This window comes from Gilliamella sp. B2889 (assembly GCF_026536885.1).
GTDB classification, from domain to species: Bacteria; Pseudomonadota; Gammaproteobacteria; order Enterobacterales; family Orbaceae; genus Gilliamella; species Gilliamella apicola_E.
Genome location: NZ_JAFNNF010000003.1, coordinates 270,169 through 289,285 on the forward strand (window position 1 = coordinate 270,169; position 19,117 = coordinate 289,285).

14 protein-coding genes are annotated in these 19,117 nt (G+C 36.6%); 8 read left to right on the top strand and 6 right to left on the bottom strand.

What is annotated here, in order from left to right:
- Positions 1 to 183: 183 nt before the first annotated feature.
- Entirely contained in the window at positions 184 to 591 is a 408-nt protein-coding gene (locus tag J3U09_RS06200; protein WP_267357542.1) for a hypothetical protein, read from the bottom strand.
- Positions 592 to 882: 291 nt separating this feature from the next.
- Here J3U09_RS06200 and glyA point away from each other — a divergent pair, with 291 nt between their 5' ends.
- Positions 883 to 2,139 carry a serine hydroxymethyltransferase gene (glyA, locus tag J3U09_RS06205; protein WP_065562266.1) on the top strand — a complete coding sequence of 419 codons (1,257 nt, stop codon included), beginning with the start codon at positions 883 to 885 and terminating at the stop codon, positions 2,137 to 2,139.
- 41 nt (positions 2,140 to 2,180) lie between these two features.
- On the opposite strand, the gene J3U09_RS06210 is transcribed toward glyA, so the two are convergent.
- Entirely contained in the window at positions 2,181 to 4,337 is a 2,157-nt protein-coding gene (locus tag J3U09_RS06210) for a phage holin family protein (protein WP_267357543.1), read from the bottom strand.
- Positions 4,338 to 4,520: 183 nt separating this feature from the next.
- On the opposite strand from J3U09_RS06210, the gene J3U09_RS06215 reads away from it, so the two are divergent.
- Complete coding sequence (locus J3U09_RS06215; RefSeq protein ID WP_267357544.1) at positions 4,521 to 6,419, top strand: ABC transporter ATP-binding protein; 1,899 nt, start codon at positions 4,521 to 4,523, stop codon at positions 6,417 to 6,419.
- Positions 6,420 to 6,440: 21 nt separating this feature from the next.
- Here J3U09_RS06215 and J3U09_RS06220 read toward each other — a convergent pair whose 3' ends face one another.
- The gene (locus J3U09_RS06220) at positions 6,441 to 7,604 is read right to left on the bottom strand and encodes a sugar transporter (protein ID WP_267357545.1); all 1,164 of its coding nucleotides are present in this window, start codon (positions 7,602 to 7,604) and stop codon (positions 6,441 to 6,443) included.
- Positions 7,605 to 7,774: 170 nt separating this feature from the next.
- On the opposite strand from J3U09_RS06220, the gene J3U09_RS06225 reads away from it, so the two are divergent.
- Positions 7,775 to 8,128, top strand: a complete 354-nt coding sequence (locus J3U09_RS06225; RefSeq protein WP_065734248.1) for a DMT family protein — start codon at positions 7,775 to 7,777, stop codon at positions 8,126 to 8,128.
- 63 nt (positions 8,129 to 8,191) lie between these two features.
- On the opposite strand, the gene apbC is transcribed toward J3U09_RS06225, so the two are convergent.
- Positions 8,192 to 9,259 (bottom strand): iron-sulfur cluster carrier protein ApbC, encoded by a 1,068-nt coding sequence (gene apbC, locus J3U09_RS06230; RefSeq protein WP_267357547.1) that lies wholly within the window; start codon positions 9,257 to 9,259, stop codon positions 8,192 to 8,194.
- Positions 9,260 to 9,503: 244 nt separating this feature from the next.
- Between apbC and metG the strand changes: the two genes are divergently transcribed.
- Positions 9,504 to 11,525, top strand: a complete 2,022-nt coding sequence (metG, locus tag J3U09_RS06235; protein ID WP_220225077.1) for a methionine--tRNA ligase — start codon at positions 9,504 to 9,506, stop codon at positions 11,523 to 11,525.
- 859 nt (positions 11,526 to 12,384) lie between these two features.
- On the top strand, positions 12,385 to 13,782 hold the full coding sequence (locus J3U09_RS06240) for a hypothetical protein (protein ID WP_267357548.1): 1,398 nt from the start codon (positions 12,385 to 12,387) through the stop codon (positions 13,780 to 13,782).
- 196 nt (positions 13,783 to 13,978) lie between these two features.
- Here the strand turns inward: J3U09_RS06240 and J3U09_RS06245 are convergent, their stop codons facing one another.
- Positions 13,979 to 14,806: an SDR family NAD(P)-dependent oxidoreductase gene (locus J3U09_RS06245; protein WP_267357550.1), complete on the bottom strand. Its 828-nt coding sequence runs from the start codon at positions 14,804 to 14,806 to the stop codon at positions 13,979 to 13,981.
- Positions 14,807 to 15,021: 215 nt separating this feature from the next.
- Here J3U09_RS06245 and J3U09_RS06250 point away from each other — a divergent pair, with 215 nt between their 5' ends.
- Positions 15,022 to 15,912 carry a LysR family transcriptional regulator gene (locus J3U09_RS06250; protein ID WP_065734255.1) on the top strand — a complete coding sequence of 297 codons (891 nt, stop codon included), beginning with the start codon at positions 15,022 to 15,024 and terminating at the stop codon, positions 15,910 to 15,912.
- A gap of 62 nt (positions 15,913 to 15,974) precedes the next feature.
- Here the strand turns inward: J3U09_RS06250 and tolC are convergent, their stop codons facing one another.
- On the bottom strand, positions 15,975 to 17,321 hold the full coding sequence (gene tolC / locus J3U09_RS06255) for an outer membrane channel protein TolC (protein ID WP_267357552.1): 1,347 nt from the start codon (positions 17,319 to 17,321) through the stop codon (positions 15,975 to 15,977).
- Between the two features lie 138 nt (positions 17,322 to 17,459).
- On the opposite strand from tolC, the gene nudF reads away from it, so the two are divergent.
- The gene (gene nudF, locus J3U09_RS06260) at positions 17,460 to 18,083 is read left to right on the top strand and encodes an ADP-ribose diphosphatase (RefSeq protein ID WP_267357553.1); all 624 of its coding nucleotides are present in this window, start codon (positions 17,460 to 17,462) and stop codon (positions 18,081 to 18,083) included.
- 162 nt (positions 18,084 to 18,245) lie between these two features.
- Complete coding sequence (gene cpdA, locus J3U09_RS06265; RefSeq protein WP_267357555.1) at positions 18,246 to 19,076, top strand: 3',5'-cyclic-AMP phosphodiesterase; 831 nt, start codon at positions 18,246 to 18,248, stop codon at positions 19,074 to 19,076.
- The last annotated feature ends 41 nt before the right edge of the window (positions 19,077 to 19,117 follow it).

Consider the following 19,117-nt stretch of genomic DNA (forward strand, 5'->3'; position numbering starts at 1 on the left):
TTCAACCGATGATAAATTTTTATATACAATTGACGTAACTTTAGTCGGCTTTTCTTTAAGATGTTTTGAAACGAACACTATGGTGTAACATATTATGCCGTAATAAGTTTTATTGATGATTTTTAGAATCGCAATATTTTCAAAGCTTAATACTGAGAAAATTATACGAGTAATCTAATCTTTTTATTTTTCTGTACCTAGAAAATAAGATGTTTCAGTTTCTACCTTACTATCATCTTTCCAATCTTGGATATCTCTTTCATATTGTATTAATTCGACCTGATCACCTTTTTTATAATTGCGTAATTGAAAGGCTTTTTCTAATCCTACTTCTAACTCGTAAGGTTTATCATTGGGTAAAAAACAACCATGATCTGCGCGCCCCCTCTTTTCCGATTTGGTAATTAACACCTTGATATCAAATACACTTTTTTCATGTTCCTGTTCGCCTTCGCCAATAGAAAAAATACTCTGTTGTGGATCTTCTAATAATGTCCCGGTTAGCAAACAGAGATTTTGGAAAGAGGCAGTAGCTATCTGACTGAATAAAATACAAATAATAAAACTTATTATGCGGCAAATCGTTTTCATAGCGTTAATAGACTCGGTAAGACAAATTTCCAATATTATTCAAAAAATTTAATTAAAAAAAAAGCGTTTTTTTGTCTAGTCCTGATACTTTTACAAGTCGTTTGATTTTTTATTAACTGGCTAAAAAACAATAATTGCGATCTTCTGCTTTACTATAAATATTTTTTATAATTCAAAAAAAGGATTGAAATCGTTGGCTGATTAAGTAAGGATATTCGTTATGCTGTTTTCCATACTTGAAAACAATAATTAAGTCAAAAAGTCAATGTAATCCAAAAACAAGGAGTCAATATGTTTAGTAAAGAAATGACTATTGCCGATTATGATAAGGAATTATGGGACGCCATTAAGGGTGAAGAGCAACGTCAAGAAGATCATCTCGAATTAATTGCCTCCGAAAACTATACCAGCCCAAGAGTGATGCAGGCACAGGGTACTCAATTAACTAACAAATATGCTGAAGGCTATCCAGGTAAGCGTTATTATGGCGGTTGTGAATATGTTGATATTGTTGAGCAATTAGCGATTGAACGAGCCAAAGCGTTATTTGGTGCAGATTATGCCAATGTACAACCACATTCAGGATCACAAGCGAATTTTGCCGTTTATATGGCATTGTTAAAACCAGGCGATACTGTGTTAGGTATGAATTTGTCGCAAGGTGGTCATTTAACTCATGGTTCACCAGTTAGTTTTTCCGGTAAACTCTATAATGTGGTTGCTTATGGCGTTGACGAAACTGGACATATTGATTATGACCAATTAGCGAAAACGGCCTTAGAGTCAAAACCGAAAATGATCATCGGTGGTTTTTCAGCTTACTCAGGCGTGGTTGATTGGAAGCGTATGCGTGAGATTGCTGATAGTGTAGGCGCTTTCTTATTTGTAGACATGGCACACGTGGCCGGCTTAGTAGCAGCAGGGGTTTATCCAAATCCTGTGCCATTTGCACATGTAGTGACAACCACAACGCACAAAACGCTTGGCGGACCTCGTGGTGGACTTATTTTGGCCAAAGGTGGCAGTGAAGAACTTTATAAAAAATTAAATTCAGCTGTATTCCCTGGCGCACAGGGTGGTCCATTAATGCATGTCATTGCTGCCAAAGCAGTTGCATTAAAAGAAGCGATGGAACCAGCATATCAAGAATATCAAAAACAAGTTGTTAAAAATGCTCAGGCGATGGTTGATGTAATTATCAAACGTGGCTACAAAGTCGTGTCTGGCGAAACAAAAAATCACTTATTCTTAATTGATTTGGTTGATAAAAAGATAACCGGTAAAGAGGCTGATGCCGCTTTAGGTAGTGCTAATATCACCGTCAATAAAAATAGCGTACCTAATGATCCACAAAGTCCATTTGTGACATCTGGCGTTCGAATTGGTACACCAGCCATAACTCGTCGAGGTTTTAAAGAAGAAGAATCTCGTGAATTAGCCAACTGGATTTGTGATGTATTAGATAACATTGATGATGAACAAGCGATTCAAGCAGTTAAACAAAAAGTTTTGGCAATTTGTCATCGATTACCCGTTTATCAACATTAATATTCTCGCCGACGTTATGTCGGCGAAATTATTATAAAATATTAGTTTTGAGTTGTTTTTTGAGTCATTTGTTGTTGCTGCTTAACATAATTGGCAATATCATCTTTAAACCATACTGCACTGCCAACAAGTAATACACCAACTAAGATAGCTGACCAAAATATTATCCGTGCTTTTTTATTACGTTTTCTTAAAGGATCACTTAAGTTTCGTTTAGCATTGGCTGGTAATTCGGCCTTACTGGTCAGTAGCCCACCAAGGAGTAAATTGATTTTTACTTGTCCATTGATTGCCCAACCTGAAGCTTCGAGCAATGGACCTAATGTTCTTCTTCTTAATTTTAACCAAGCTAAAATGACTGATGGCCCAGATATAATTAAGAATAAACCTAAAATCACCAATGGAAATTGCCACCAGGAAAGAGAAAAAATAGCCTGAAAAATGGTAGCTAGTGCAGTACCAATCGCGCCTATTGCTAAGCCAATCGCAGCAAATATGCCAACACTCTTACCAATATCAAATTTATTTTCTGGACTTTGCACAGCTTGGGTACTGGTCTTTTCAATATCTGCGTCTTTATTGCTTGCCCATTTATTGATCTGTTCCGTGATTAATCGACCAATACGTTGATAAGGTGCCCAAATTGCTTGTTGAATACTAATTGGCTTACTAATCATTTTGACCACATTAGCATCCCAATCATTACCAGCATTATCAATAAACACCCCATTACGGCCTTCCATTAATAAATCACCTTGTCCGGCGGTTATGGCAGCGACAATCGTCTGTTTCTGACCTAGCCTTGTACATTCACAATACAGTAAACATAGCTCTGAATAATTTGCCATTGTTGAATGTTTAGCGATGTTTTCAACGGCAACACAAAGCGTAGCACAGCGACCATCAATATAAAGCTTGCCTAATTGAAAAGCGGCATAATGGTCAAGTGAGAAGAACTCGGCAAATGAAGCAAAGTTAATCAATAAACGATAAAGATGTTTTTGAAAAAGTACTAACTTTTCTAACACAAAAACATCCGAAGCTGAAATAGGCGTTTTATTATCTTGTTCGACCATTTTCTCAAATTCATCTAATAAATTATCATTGATAAAATGAGTGATCTGATCGGCAGGAATATCCTCAATACTCGCCGTTGGTTTAGTTGCAACACTTAACTGCTCTATATCGGGTTTAGAACTAATTAATGTCGCGTAGGCATCAAGACTAGTTTGAATATTTTGCCACTCTTGTTGTGTTAAATGATTTGGATCGGATAAGTGAGAAGCCACTAAAGCCCTAAATCGAGTGATTTTACTTTTCCAAAGTGGATTAAGCCCATTAACGAGATCCAATGAATTATTAGTATCAATCTTTGATAAAGGCAGTTCAGAAAGTGCTTCATCTGAAAGTAATCCATTTTGAGAAGGGACAATATATTTCTCATCAACATTTAATGCCGTTTGTGCTTGAGGCGCATATTGAGCTAATTCAACACGAAGAAAATAATCATCAATTTTGGGTTTGAGCTCTTGAACTAATTTCCATATTTCTGAGCGATTTTCCCCAAAAGGTGTTTGGGTATTGCTGATATTAGTTTGCCACGCTTGCCAACTTTTTAGATTTTTAACAAAAGTATGGGCTATTTCCAGATTTATCCCATCTTGCCCACTCATATCTTTTTGCCCGCCAGTAGTCTTAATGGCTGTTTGGATAAAGCTTTGCATTTCAGGCGATAACTCAGCAGAAGGTGGAAAAATCAAATCACCATTGTAGAGCTTGCTGGAATTAATTTTTAGTGATTGTTGGACATCATCTTGAGTCAAATAATCGGCTTGGCTTTTATTTAAATTGGCCAAAATACTATGCGCTGTAACTAATAATTTTTTACCTTGCTCGGTTGAATCATCAATTTGTGATAACGACAAAGTTTCGGATGATTGAATAATAGTATCGAAAGAGACGATTTTATCTTTTACCCAACTAATCGCATCTAAAATATCAGGAATACGGATGCGTCCATCTTTATCAGAATCTAATAACTCTAATGTTCTTTGATCAAAATCTAAACCGGTAGTCGGGCAACTTAGTGCAACCCATAATTTTGGATCTAAATTGGGCAAATTGATAATGTCATTGGCATTTTTTAAAACGACTTGATCTAAACCACCAACACGCTGAAATGTCCAAGTATGACTCATAATCACCTCCATACTGAAATATTATTAATTTATTCAATTTATTAATAAGTATAGCAGTATTTATTTTTAGAAGAGAAAAGGAATGCTCATATTTAAGAGCTGTAATATATCTTTGATAATTGATTGCCAATTGCAACTTTATGATAGAATAACGCCTTATTATTTAATATCCAAATAAAAAATATGTCATTAATAAATCTTACCAATGCTTATCTGTCATTTAGTGATGCACCACTACTTGACCATATTGATATGTCGATTGAAATCAATGAACGAGTCTGTCTTGTTGGTCGTAACGGTGCAGGTAAATCAACACTGCTAAAAGTACTTAACAAAGAAATCCCATTGGATGAGGGGCAGATCGTTTATGAAAGTAACGTTGTTGTCTCTCGATTACAACAAGATCCGCCTCGAGATATTCAAGGTAATGTTTTTGACTTTGTAGCTGAAGGATTAAAAGAGCAAGCTCAATTATTGAAAGATTATTATGCATTATCACATTTGGTTGAAACGGATCCAAGTGAAAGTAATCTATCTAAGTTAGCTAAAATGCAAGAACAGCTTGATCACCAAAACGGTTGGCAACTGGATAATCGTATTCGTAATGTTATTTCTTCACTATCGTTAGATGGCGACGACTTATTATCATCATTATCAGGTGGTTGGCTACGTAAAGCGGCGTTGGCAAAAGCACTCGTTTGCCAACCTTCAGTTCTATTACTAGACGAGCCAACCAACCATTTAGATATCGAAACCATTAAATGGCTCGAAGAGTTCTTAAAAAGCTTTAATGGTAGCATTGTGTTTATATCGCATGACCGATCTTTTATTCGGCAGATGGCGACTCGGATTATCGATTTGGATCGCGGTAAAGTCGCCTCTTGGGGTGGCAATTATGATAGTTATTTGCTTGGTAAAGAAGAGGCATTACGCGTCGAAGAGCTGCAAAATGCGGAATTTGATAAAAAATTAGCACAAGAAGAAGTCTGGATCCGCCAAGGAATCAAGGCCCGTCGAACACGTAATGAAGGACGCGTTCGAGCACTAAAAGCCATGAGGCAAGAATATTCACAGCGTCGCCAAGTTATGGGTAGCGCTAAAATGCAAATCGAAGAAGCATTACGTTCAGGAAAAATTGTATTCGAGCTGGAAAATGTCACTTATCAAATTGAAGATAAACGACTGGTTAATGACTTTTCCGTGCAAGTATTACGAGGCGATAAGATCGCTTTAATTGGACCGAACGGTATTGGTAAAACGACATTATTAAAACTAATGTTAGGCAGCCTAGCACCAACATCAGGAAGTGTGCACTGTGGAACCAAACTCGAAGTTGCTTACTTTGACCAGTATCGACTAGAACTCGATCCCGAAAAAACTGTGATGGATAACCTTGCAGAAGGTAAGCAAGAAGTGATGGTAAATGGTCGTTTAAGACATGTGCTTGGTTATTTACAAGATTTCCTCTTTCCGCCAAAACGTGCTAGAACCCCAGTACGAGCACTATCTGGTGGAGAGCGCAATCGTCTATTACTCGCAAAACTCTTTTTGAAACCAAGTAACTTATTAGTACTTGACGAACCAACCAATGATCTTGATATTGAAACGTTAGAGTTATTAGAAGAATTGGTTAATGATTATCAAGGAACGGTTTTACTTGTTAGCCACGACAGACAATTTGTTGATAACGTGGTGACTCAATGTTGGTTTTTTGAAGAACAAGGGCGAATTGGAATATATGCTGGTGGTTACACTGACGCATTACAACAGCAAGCACAATCAATGAGTGCACAAGTTACTAATAGCAAAAGTCATGAATCGGTTAAAAATGACCCAGCAAAAACGGAAAAAAAGAAGGTAAAATTAAGCTATAACGAACAACGAGAATTGGCACAGTTACCCAATAAAATTGAAGAACTTGAAACAGCGATTGCTGATTTACAAGCACAAATTGGCCATAGTGACTTCTTCAATCAACCTCATGAAGTCACCAGCCCAATATTACAATCTTTAGCCGATAAAGAAGCGGAACTTGAAGCCGTGTTCGAACGTTGGGAACAATTAGAAGCATTAACACAATAAGCGCTCACTATGAGCGCTAATTTACCAAGTCTTTCTTGAAATAAAGTAAAAAAGCAGAAGTGTCAAAATCACAAAAATAGCACCGACAAAGCCAATGTAATGGGTAGACAAATAAACTAATACTTGGCTACCAACAAAAGCGCCTCCACCAATACCGATATTATAAATACCGGAATAAACCGAAGTTGCAATATCGGCAGCATCAGGTGCCGCATCAATCACTTTACTTTGCATCACCATACTAATAACGGTAATCGAAAGCCCCCAGACCATCCCTTGTAATATTGCGGTGATGAGGCTGAACGAACAAACATAAAGCGATAATAGACAGATTATTAATAGTAGTGCAGGAACAACAAATATCGCAACAGGGTGGGCATCAGCATACCTAGCAAAAATAACGCTACCAATCATCCCTGAAAAACCAACGGCTAATAACAAGTTAACTATCACGTGCTCATCAAAACCGCCAACATTAATCATAAACGGCGTAATATAAGTATAAGCCGTAAAATGACCAGTAATCATAATTGCCGTTAACAAATAAATATTTAGCAATACAGGGCGTTTAAGAACTTTAGGAATATCTTTGACTAAAATCTTGTTCAAACTTGGTACAGAGGGTAACAAGTAGAGCAACGATAACATGACACAAAAAGCAATAAAACCGATACATAAAAAAGTTACACGCCAGCCAACCAGTTGCCCAATCATGGTTCCAATTGGAATACCTAAAACAGTTGCCATTGAAGTACCAACCACAATAAAGCCCATGGCTTTAGCTTTTTTACCATTTGGCGCTAACCGAACCGCTAAAGGTGTAGTAATAGCCCAAAACACAGCATGAGCGCAGGCAATACCAATCCTCGCAACCATTAAACTGTAAAAACTCCAAGCAAAGCCAGCAAGGATATGGCTACTAATAAACAAACAAAACAGAAAAATCAAAAGTTTTCGGCGATCCATTCTTGACGTTAAAATCGTTAACGGCAAAGACAACAACGATACAGCCCAAGCATAAATCGTTAATAACAACCCAGCATGAGCAACATCCATCGAAAAACTTTCGGCAATATTGGGTAGCAACCCAACCGGTACAAATTCTGTTGTATTAAATATAAATGCAGCAAAAGCAAGGCAAAAGATCGATGACCAGATTCGAGACCGGTGGTTAACTTTTATCATGATTAGTTTTAAGAAGGGATTGATATTTAATAGTGTAATTATAGCTGAATATGTTTTACGATTAAACAGAGAAAGCAAATAAATAATAAGATCAAATTAAATCATTTAACCACAGTACTGCTTTAATGGATTATAATATTACCACCTAAATCATTCTTCGATTAACTATCATGAATCAAATTCTTATCACAGTTTGTCTATTAACCTGTAGTAATATTTTTATGACTTTTGCTTGGTATGGGCATTTACGCTTTTTGCATAATCAAGCTTGGATTGTGGCTGTATTGGTTAGTTGGGGGATAGCATTATTTGAGTATTTGCTACAAGTACCTGCAAACCGTATCGGCTTTCAAGTAGCCAGTGCTGGGCAATTGAAAATTATTCAAGAAGTGATTAGCCTATCTGTATTTATTCCGTTTTCAATTTACATATTAAAAGAACCATTCAAAACTGATTACATCTGGGCGGGGCTATGTCTACTTGGTGCAGTTTTTTTTATGTTTAAAGATAAAATTTTAGCATAAAACCAATCTACAGCACGCATGATGATATTGGTTGTTAACGCCTAACAACCAATATCATTTCGACTATAACGCCTTAAATGAAATATCCGGTAAAATGGTTTCACCTTGCCAATAAAGCTGACTAGCAACTTGTGCGGCAATATGACAATATAGCTGGGTAAACTCACTATCAGGATGACTAATAACCGTCGGCTTGCCGGAATCTAAATCTTGACGTAATAAACGGTGAAGAGGAATCTGACCCAGTAATTTCGTATGATATTTTTCAGCCAAATGCTTAGCCCCCTCCTCACCAAAAATCGCTTCGTGATGCCCACAATTTTCACAGATGTGATAACTCATATTTTCGATAATACCAAGGGTAGGGATGTTAACCTTATTAAACATCACAATCCCTTTTTGGGCATCAATTAAAGCAATATCTTGTGGCGTCGTCACAATCACAGCAGCAGTAACCGGAATATTTTGGGCTAGAGTTAATTGAATATCTCCTGTCCCAGGTGGCATATCCATAATCAAATAATCAAGTTCAGGCCAAAGCGTATCTTCCAAAATCTGACACAATGCTTTACTTGCCATTGGTCCACGCCACACCATAGCATTATCAGGCTCAACCAAATAACCAATAGAATTACTCGCAAGACCATAGGCCATAATTGGTGACATATGTTTATTATCCGGTGTTACTGGTTGCTCTTTTTCGGTGCCGAGCATGGTAGGAATAGAAGGACCATAAATATCCGCATCTAAAATCCCCACTTTAGCCCCTTGCTTTTGTAATGCTAAAGCTAAATTAACCGCGGTTGATGATTTACCAACTCCACCTTTGCCCGAACTTACCGCAATAATATTTTTAACATTATTGATAGGATGATTATTATTCGCCCGCTTTAACGTCGCAATATTATAGTTAATCTTCCAATTAACCTTTTCAACCCCATCCAACTTAAGTAACAGAGGTGTAACTGTTGTTTTCAGGTCTTCAAAGCCAGTTTGCCAAGCAAAAGGCATCACTAAGCTAATTAGCAGTTCTTGGTTAGCCTGTTCACATTGAGTAATTGCGCCAAGCTCAATCAAATTTTTGGATAAAGTGGGATGAGTAAAATTCTCTAGAATTTTTTTTGCTTCCATGGTTATTAGCCTTAACTGTTATCAACAAGTTTTATACTCATATTGCTTCAAATAGATATGATTATCGATATTGTTTTAACTTGATAAGAGTGATCACTCTTTCTGATAGAATGATAACCATTCCCTGCACAATATCGCTCAAAGTATATAAAGAATTTTTATCAAATTATGGCATAAATCTGGCGATAATCCCACGATTGATGTACTATTTCCGCCATTATGTAATAAAAGGTATTAATTCGATATGACAACTCAACGCAAAATATTAGTAACTTGTGCGCTTCCTTATGCAAATGGTGCAATTCACTTAGGTCATATGCTCGAACATATTCAAGCAGATGTATGGGTACGCTATCAACGTATGCGTGGCAATGAGATCTATTTTATTTGCGCTGATGATGCTCATGGTACGCCAATTATGCTTAAAGCACAGCAATTAGGCATCACCCCGGAACAGATGATAGATGAAGTTAAAATTGAGCATCAACGTGATTTTGCCGGTTTCAATATTAGTTACGATAATTACCACTCAACCCATAGCCCTGAAAATCGGGAAATATCTGAAAAGATCTATAAACGATTAAAGGCTAATGGCTATATTAAAACCAAAGTAATATCACAACTATTCGATCCCGAAAAAAAGATGTTTTTACCGGATCGTTTTGTTAAAGGGACTTGCCCTCGCTGTAAATCACCAGACCAATATGGCGATAACTGTGAAGTTTGTGGTGCAACTTATAATCCGATTGATTTAATTAATCCGCAATCAGTGGTATCGGGTGCAACGCCGATCATGAAAGATTCAGAGCACTTCTTTTTTGACTTGCCTGCGTTTTCCGATATGTTACAAGCGTGGATCCGATCAGGAACATTGCAAGATCAAGTGGCTAACAAAATGCAAGAGTGGTTTGAAGCAGGCCTACAACCATGGGATATCAGTCGCGATGCGCCATATTTTGGTTTTGAAATTCCCGATGCACCGGGCAAATATTTTTATGTTTGGTTAGATGCGCCAATCGGTTATATGGGATCATTCCTCAATTACTGTAATAAACACAACAAACCGATTTTTGATCAGTTTTGGAATAAAGATTCAACCACTGAACTTTACCATTTTATCGGTAAAGATATTGTCTACTTCCATAGCCTGTTTTGGCCGGCAATGTTAGACGGTAGCGAACATCGTAAACCTTCTAATATTTTTGTGCATGGCTATGTCACTGTCGACGGGGCGAAGATGTCAAAATCACGTGGTACCTTTATTCAAGCAAGTACCTATTTGAAACATTTAGATCCTGACTGTTTGCGTTACTATTATGCAGCCAAACTCTCGCCACATATCGATGATATCGATTTAAATTTAGAAGATTTTGTGCAACGGGTGAATAGTGATTTAGTTAACAAAGTGGTGAATATTGCATCCCGTTCGGCTGGTTTTATCAGTAAACGTTTTGGTGGTAAATTATCCGCCAATCTTGCAGAGCCGGAACTTTATGCTTTATTCGTTGAAAAATCAAAAGTCATCGCTGATTATTTTGAACAACGTGAATCCGGTAAAGCAATTCGTGAAATTATGGCATTGGCTGATGAAGCAAATCGTTATATCGATGAAAAAGCGCCATGGGTGGTGGCTAAACAAGAGGGACAAGATCAAGCATTACAAGATATTTGTTCTATGGGTATTCATCTATTCCGCATTTTAATGACCTATTTAAAACCAGTCGTGCCGTCATTAGCGGAGCGCAGTGAGGCGTTTTTAAACAGCCAATTAATCTGGGACACGATTGATAAACCATTAACTGGGCACACGATCAACCAATTCAAAGCCCTGTTTAACCGTATAGATATGGATAAAATTACTGCTATGATTGAAGAAACCAAAAGCGTTTTAGCAACACCTGCCAAAGAAAAAGTGGCAGAACCTATTGCTGATACTATCAATTTTGATGACTTTGCCAAAGTTGATATGCGTGTTGCGTTAATTAAAAATGCCACGGTGGTTGAAGGGTCGGATAAATTATTGCAGTTAACACTGGATATTGGCGATGAAACTCGCAACGTATTTTCCGGCATCAAACAGTTCTATCCTGATCCTGCGGTTTTAGTCGGTAAACTAACCATAATGATCGCTAACTTAGCGCCGCGTAAAATGCGCTTTGGTATCTCAGAAGGCATGGTACTTTGTGCAAGCGGTAAAGATGATAGTGAAGGTGTTTACCTATTATCACCAGATAGCGGGGCAAAACCGGGAATGCGAATTTCGTAATCCTCTGAATTATCGACATCTTAACAAGTTAAATGCTTGTTAAGATGTATTTAGGATAATATTGGCATTGTAAAATTGGCTCCCAGCATAAACAACTCAACTCTCAACTTAAAAGGCTTTTGTGGTGTTTTATATCAAAAAAAAGTTGAGGAGTGGGGTTTTTGGGGTTCTAAATTCTGTTTTGAAATATTGTCCCAAATAAATAATTCCGCTTTAACTGTGGCGCTTTTTAGTAGCTGTGTTTTTCCATCAAAAAAAGTTGAGGAGCGGGGTTTTTGGGGTTTAAAATTCTGCTTTGAAATATTGCCTCTAATAAATAATTCCGCTTTAAACTGTGGCGCTTTTTAGTAGCCGTTTTTTTCACCAAAAAAAGTTGAGGAGTGGGGTTTTTGAGGTTTTAAATGTCACTTAAAAATTATTAAATGATCAAAATTACTAAATTTCTAATTCAAAGCCCTAAAATAAAATTTTTGAGGATCGATCGCTCTAATTTTAAAGATTTGCAAATGTGATATATTCTATTAAAACAATAGTTAAATAATTATAGCTTAGATCATTTTTAGATCCAATTTACAAAAGTTAACGTAAATGAGCGAAAAAAAGTGTTGCATCGTGTTTTTCCAATCACTATACTTTTTACACGGTTTTAGCTACTAGGCTAAAATTTGATAGAAAAGCATAAAATTGTAAATTAATCAAAAAATTACTTGACAAGGTAGTCTAAAATGCATTATAATTTTCAACAGGCAACAGGCAACAGGCAACCTATAATTTAAATTCGTCAAAGTTAAGCTTCCAACTTTTATTTTTCTCTAAAATTCATTATTTCACGAGGTTTATTAGACTTTTACGGATCTTCGTGGGATCTTTTTATCGATCCAATTTATTTCGGCAGATCTTTCTGGTTCTTTTACTGTCTATCCCTTTTTTTAGTCATGCATTAACATCGAAAACTAGTAATGTTATTTATGGTAGTGTTCCGTATTTGACGTTCGACGGGGGGCAAACCCGTGCAGTTAATACTGATGGTTTGCTTGGGATCACGTTATCTAATGGTATTCAATACACGCCTTCAACGAACATTTCATCAATTACGCCAATCGAGTTACCCGCAGTTGGTCAAAGTTTTGCTGATATTGGTATGATGCTGCCAGTTGATACTAATTCAGCCTCGCTGAGTACACTTATCGGTTCACCTTATAATTTTTGGGGGGATGATGATGGCGATGGTGATATTTCTGCGACTGGTAGTTTAAGTTTGTCTATCGTTGATAGGGACAATCAGTCGGTATCACGTGAAACTGTGTTAACGATGTGTAATGCGCCTTATCAGATTAAATTAACCAGTACTGAAGGCACATTAATGACACGTTATGGTGTTCCTCGCAGTAGTCATTTTAATGCAAGTGATGTGACTTACTTTGTCAATCCTAAGGCGTCGCCGGTTATTTGTTTTGCTAAGCCTAACTTGCACGTTGGTAATCTTAATGAAGATGGTAAATCTCACGACTTCCGTGGTTCAGCTTTGATTTGGGACCCTGATAAAGGGTTTCTTACTCAATCAGCTACACCATCATCTTATGATTTAAATTTTCCGACAACCGGGGCTGATGGTTTGTATTTTGATTTAGATATTGGTGGTAGTAATCAAGCATTGCTTTGGGCTCCTGTTTCTCATAGCGGTATCACTGCTACGATGACAGATTCATCACCTACAAGTGTCCGTGTTACATTATCTGGTCCCGTTGCAACATCGTCTCAATGGAGTTCAGATAATCCAGGAAGTGTGCTTAGACCAGCTTTACCTCAGACTTTTGAGTTAGTCGGGCGGGATAGTGAAGGTAATGATGTTGTTAAGTATGGTTTTGTGTTAAAGCAATGGTTCGTTAACCGTGGGCACGTGAATAAGATTCTAAGTAATCAAATAGCTTGGTGTGATGATATAGGTTATCGTCTGCCTGCGGTTAAAGATTTAACTAATGCTTCTTGTCGAGGGACTAATTCCGGTTCTCACTGTCAAGGTTCAGTTGGTGCAACACCTGCGTCACCGAGTAATTTTTATCAGCGTAGTATTGGTGCCGGGTTTTTTACTGAGTGGGGCTATTTGTACCAACACTCTGGAGGTAGTTTTAGAGGTGCTTGGTATTGGACTAGTGATCGCCATGCTAGTGGTCAGTTTGTAGTGAATTCGCATTATGGCAATATATTTTGGAATGATCCTAATCTTCCACCATTTGGCATGTGTGTGACAGATTAGCTTTTAGTTGTTTTTCTTCGGTTAGGGAATCGTTGATGTACAGGCAATTAAAAAGCGATTTTGTGGTGTCGAAGTTTAAGCTATCCGCCTCAATTGGGGCGGATTTATTAAAATGAGGTTATACGGTAAAAAAAAGTTGAGGAACGGGGTTTTTGAACCCCAAAATCCTTTTATTGTTCCTTCCATATTCAACTTTTTATTTTTGATTTTCTGCTGGGTTGCCTGAATATGGAAAATGGCTGTCTTTTAGTTGGAATGAGAAATCTTTAGTATCAACTTCCCCAACGGTTTTATCACTGTCATAGAGCGCTAGTAAGAATTCAGCCATTTGGTCGGCAGAATGATATTTGGCAAAACTTTTGTCATAATTATATTCACTGACATTGTTGGCTTTTTTGCCAAATTCAGTTTGCGTTGCTGCTGGGGCGAGTACTTTGGCTCTTAGTTTTGCGTTAGTCTGTATTAATTCTTGAGCAAGCCCTTCTGTAAAGGCACTGACGTAAAATTTGGTGGCGCAATAGGTTACCGCGTTAGGTACAATGGTATAACCACCTCGTGATGAGATGTTAATCAGTTGTGTGTTGACGTGATTATGGTATTTACGTACATAAAGGGTTGATAGGATGGTTAATGCTTCTATGTTTAGGTGGAGCATTGACTCAATTTTAGTTAACTCTTGTGTACTTACACTACCATAATGTCCAAAACCAGCATTGTTGATCCACGTTTCGATAAAGTAATTTCTTAGTTCATTAAATAATGTGTAGATGGATTGTATATCGGTGAGATCACAAACTTTAATAATGACTTCTATGTCGGGGTTGATTGTTTCTATTTGGTTTTTTAATGATTCTAAATTTTCTATTCTTCTTGCTATTATAATAAGGTCTTTGTTTCTTTTTGCAAAAGCGATTGCTGTTGCGTAACCTATGCCTGAGCTAGCTCCTGTGATGACTGTATATCTTTTTTCAGCGTTAATAGTTTCTGTTTCTGTTTCGATATCCATTTCTATTTCAATTTCCATTTCGTATCCTTTTTATATCCGTATCTATGTTCTAATTAATCAATTTTAGTCGCTCGCATTAAAATTGTTTAGCGAACATTAAAGTTCGCACATATGATAACAATTTTTTGTTTAGAGTATTTTCTTTTTTTAATTAAGGATGTGTATTATATTTATATATAAAATGGCTATAAATAGTGTCAAAATTTATTTATTAACAACTGGTGGTTGATAATATGGATTTAGTTAAGTGTATGGAAGCTTTTGTGATAACGGTTAAGACCGGATCGTTTGCTGCAACTTCAATCTCTTTAAATACCTCTCCACAAATGGTCGCAAAGTATATTTTGTTTTTAGAAAATTATTTGGGCTTAAAGTTGTTAAATAGAACGACGCGATCGCAAAATTTGACCGAGTTTGGCAAGCAGTATTATGAGCGATGTCTATTTATTTTAAGTGAGATTAAGAATACTAAGACATTAGCACAAACATATAGTAAGGAGCCGAAAGGTCGTTTAAGAATTAGTGCACCGGTGAGTTATGGTCAATTTAATTTGGTTCCGGTTATCAGCCATTTTATGAAATGTTATCCGAAGGTGAATATTGATATTCAGTTAAACGATCGTTATGTTGATTTAGTTAAAGATGATTTTGATGTGGTGTTTCGAATCGGTTCTTTAAGTGATTCGGGATTGATTGCGAGAAAGCTTAGTGATTTGCAACTTATTTTTGCTGCATCGCCAAGTTATTTGGCTCGTTATGGTGTGCCAGCGGTACCCGATGATTTGAAAAAACATCAATGTTTGATCTATCAATATGTTAATTCAAACAAAAAAGATAATTTGTGGCCGTTTAAGATAAATGGTGAATTGATTAATGTTCCAATTACAGGATCATTTCAAAGTAATAATACGGCAGCACTAGCTGTGGCCGCCCTTGAAGGGTTAGGTATTACGATGTTACCTGAGTCGACGTTGAGAGAGTCAATTAAACAAAATAAATTAATCCCAGTTTTACAAAATTTTTTACCGCCGGCGAGGGAAGTCCATTTGTTGTATACCGCCGATAAGCAACGGTTGCCTAAACTCAATATTTTTATCGATTTTATTATTAATGCGATGACTTAATAAGTATTTGGATAAATAAAAAAAGCGATCTGATGATCGCTTTTTTATTAATTTTTATTGAATTATTTTATTGTTGCAAGTGTGCTTACTTCTTTACCTAACATATTGTTTAGGTAATCTAGATCACTTGCCGTTAAGGTTCCAACTGCATATTTTAACTGTAATAAACTTGTTAAATAGTTGTATTTAGCGTCAGAAAGATTTCGTTTTGAGCTATACAGTTGTGTTGTTGCGTTAAGTACGTCAACGATAGTACGAGTTCCTACTTGGTATCCAGAAGAGGTTGCTTCTAATGAGCTTTGTGCTGAAACAACCGCTTGTTGATAAGCTTTAATCGCACTGATCGATGATGAGATGTTGTTGTAAGATGAGCGGATTTGGTTAATCACACTACGATTAGTACTTTCAAGTTTTTCACTTGAGCTTACGAAGCTGTGTTGTGCTTGTTGTACTTGTGATACTGTTGCGCCACCAGAGAATAGTGGTAAGCTTACGCTAACCCCAATTCTGTTATCACCAGTATATTTTTTACCGGCAGTATGACGCTCGTAATTGGTATTACCATAACTATCGCTTTTATTTAAGTTTGTTGATGCTTCTAAGCTAGCAGTAGGCATAAAACCGGATTGAGCCATTTTGATTTGGTCGCGAGCAATCTCTTGGTTTAACTTCATTGTTAATAAATTAAGATTAGTGGTTTCAGATTGTTTTAACAATGTGTTGATTTGAGTTGGTTGCTCAGTTCTAAAGGTTTTGGTGTCAACGCTGGCAAGTTGAGAATAGAAGCGTCCACTTACTTGGCGTAATGCTTCAAGCGCATTATTTAGATCATTTAATGCATTAACTTGTTGTGCAACAGTTAAGTCGTAATTTGCTTGAGCATTTTGTACGTCGGTAATAGCAACTAGCCCAACTTGATGTTGTTGGCGAGTTTGTTCTAATTGACGACCAATTGCTTTTTTCTGTGCATCGATAAAGCTTAATGCATCAAGAGCTTTTAATACGTTAAAGTAGGCTACTGAGGTGTTTAAAATTAATGTTTGGCCTTGATATTGATAAGAGATATCCGCAATAGTGGCTTGTTTTTTGGTGATATCTAACGCTTTCCAATTAGAAAAATTAAAGATACTTTGTGATACACCAACTTGGTATAAGCTACCGCTTTTAGTTTTAACACCGCTATTGTCTCGACGTCCATGTGCTACACCATAAGAAGCACTAAGGCCAACTTGCGGAAGTAAGCTTGCACGAGAACCTGAAATTGCTGAGTAAGCTTTATCTTTTTCAGCTAATGAACTGCGTAGATCTGGGTTGGTTTGTTTCGCTTGTTCATAAACCTGTACTAAGTTTTCAGCAAACACAGATTGACTTAATGCTAAGCCAATTAAAAAGGTTAAAGTTTTTTTCATTAATCTTCTCTTTAAAAGCAATAAAATAGAATAATATTTTCAATTGCATAATTTTAACAGATAATTAGCATATAGAAAGTATACTTATTCGTGATTCGCACTTTTTATTAAAATTTAGCTTAAAATTGAGAATTTGATATGAAATTTAAACCTGTGCTTTATAACAAGAAAGATGTTTTTAATTTAACTAAACGCATTTTATATAAGGGCTTTTTTTCGTTATTGGAATACCGCTTTCAATACCGTAAATTTGATGGTTCAGTCAGTGAGGTGGTGAGTCGCGAAATTCTGGAGCGTGGCCATGCTGTGGTGCTTTTAGCATATGATGATAAGCGTGATGAAGTTGTGCTTATTGAGCAAATTCGAATAGCTGCAATTGAGACAGAAGATTCGCCTTGGATGTTAGAGTTGATTGCCGGGATGATGGATCATGAGAATGAGTCGATCGAAGAAGTAGCAAAACGAGAGGCCTTGGAAGAGGCGGGTATTGTTGTTGGGCAATGTAAGCCAATTATTAGTTATCTTGCATCACCAGGTGGTTTAACTGAGAAGTTACATGTTTTGGTTGGTCAGGTTGATGCTTCAACCGCTAAAGGCGTGCACGGTTTAGCTGAAGAAAACGAGGATATCAAGGTTCATGTAGTCAGCCGTGAGCAAGCTTATAAGTGGGTTGAAGAAGGCGTAATTAATAATGCGGCATCAATTATTGCATTACAATGGTTACAACTTAATCATTCGACACTAAGAAATGAGTGGAAATAAGCTATTTTTGTTAAATTCAGGAAATTATTGCTTCCCTAAAAATAAATTTTATTTTACAATTTAGTATAACATCATGATTTAAAAATAAAAAATTGTGATGTTGATCACAATATCAATTCTATTGCTGGCATGATTTCATATATATAATTATTGAGGTAGATTTTGGCGTCACTTTTAACGCTTCAAATACAGAATAAGCATTGTGCAAATATTTTGCATATTACTGATACACATCTGTTTGCTGATGAGGATGGTGCTTTATTAGGCATTAAGTCAAATGCGAGTTTTTTATCGGTTATTAATGAAATTAAGCGCGGTAATAGAAAGTATGATTTGATCGTTGCAACAGGTGACTTTGTGCAAGATGGTTCGAAGAAATCCTATGCCCGCTTTGCCGAGCAGATTAAGCAGTTTAATACGCCATGTGTTTGGTTGGCTGGTAATCATGATAATTTTAGTTATATGCAGGAAGTTTTTTCGAATTACCAACTGGCTGAAAATAAAGTGGTATCGCTTGGTGATAATTGGTTGATTGTGCTTTTAAATAGCCAAGTTGTTGGTCAGGCATGTGGTTTGTTACCTCAATCTGAGTTGCAATTTCTTGAAAAGACGTTATTAGCTCATACTGATAAAAATGTGATGGTCTTTTTGCATCACCATCCTATTAATTCGGGTTGTTATTGGTTAGATGAGCATATTTTAAAAAATAGTAATGAACTTGAGGAAATCGTTAAAAAATTTCCTTCAATAAAAGGTCTTGGTTGGGGGCATATTCATCAACAACAAGATCATGTTTGGCATAATTGCCACGCGTTTTCTACACCATCTACTTGTTTTCAATTCAAGCCAAATTGTTATGAGTTTCAATTATCTAATGATGAAGCTCCAGGCTGGCGTGAAATTACGCTTAATGAAGATGGAACAATCGAATCTAGCGTTTTCCGTATTGCAGATAATCTGTTTTTGCCTGATGTTTCGCAAAAAGGATATTAATATTTATCTTTTCAAAGTTTACTCAAACGTTAATTTTTACA

Bases quoted from the DNA above. Each gene is read 5' to 3' on its own strand.
- J3U09_RS06215 (WP_267357544.1), top strand. From the start codon at position 4,521: ATGTCATTAATAAATCTTACCAATGCTTATCTGTCATTTAGTGATGCA.
- J3U09_RS06250 (WP_065734255.1), top strand. From the start codon at position 15,022: ATGGATTTAGTTAAGTGTATGGAAGCTTTTGTGATAACGGTTAAGACC.
- J3U09_RS06225 (WP_065734248.1), top strand. From the start codon at position 7,775: ATGAATCAAATTCTTATCACAGTTTGTCTATTAACCTGTAGTAATATT.
- metG (WP_220225077.1), top strand. From the start codon at position 9,504: ATGACAACTCAACGCAAAATATTAGTAACTTGTGCGCTTCCTTATGCA.
- tolC (WP_267357552.1), bottom strand. From the start codon at position 17,321: ATGAAAAAAACTTTAACCTTTTTAATTGGCTTAGCATTAAGTCAATCT.
- J3U09_RS06245 (WP_267357550.1), bottom strand. From the start codon at position 14,806: ATGGAAATTGAAATAGAAATGGATATCGAAACAGAAACAGAAACTATT.
- glyA (WP_065562266.1), top strand. From the start codon at position 883: ATGTTTAGTAAAGAAATGACTATTGCCGATTATGATAAGGAATTATGG.
- nudF (WP_267357553.1), top strand. From the start codon at position 17,460: ATGAAATTTAAACCTGTGCTTTATAACAAGAAAGATGTTTTTAATTTA.
- J3U09_RS06220 (WP_267357545.1), bottom strand. From the start codon at position 7,604: ATGATAAAAGTTAACCACCGGTCTCGAATCTGGTCATCGATCTTTTGC.
- apbC (WP_267357547.1), bottom strand. From the start codon at position 9,259: ATGGAAGCAAAAAAAATTCTAGAGAATTTTACTCATCCCACTTTATCC.
- J3U09_RS06200 (WP_267357542.1), bottom strand. From the start codon at position 591: ATGAAAACGATTTGCCGCATAATAAGTTTTATTATTTGTATTTTATTC.
- J3U09_RS06210 (WP_267357543.1), bottom strand. From the start codon at position 4,337: ATGAGTCATACTTGGACATTTCAGCGTGTTGGTGGTTTAGATCAAGTC.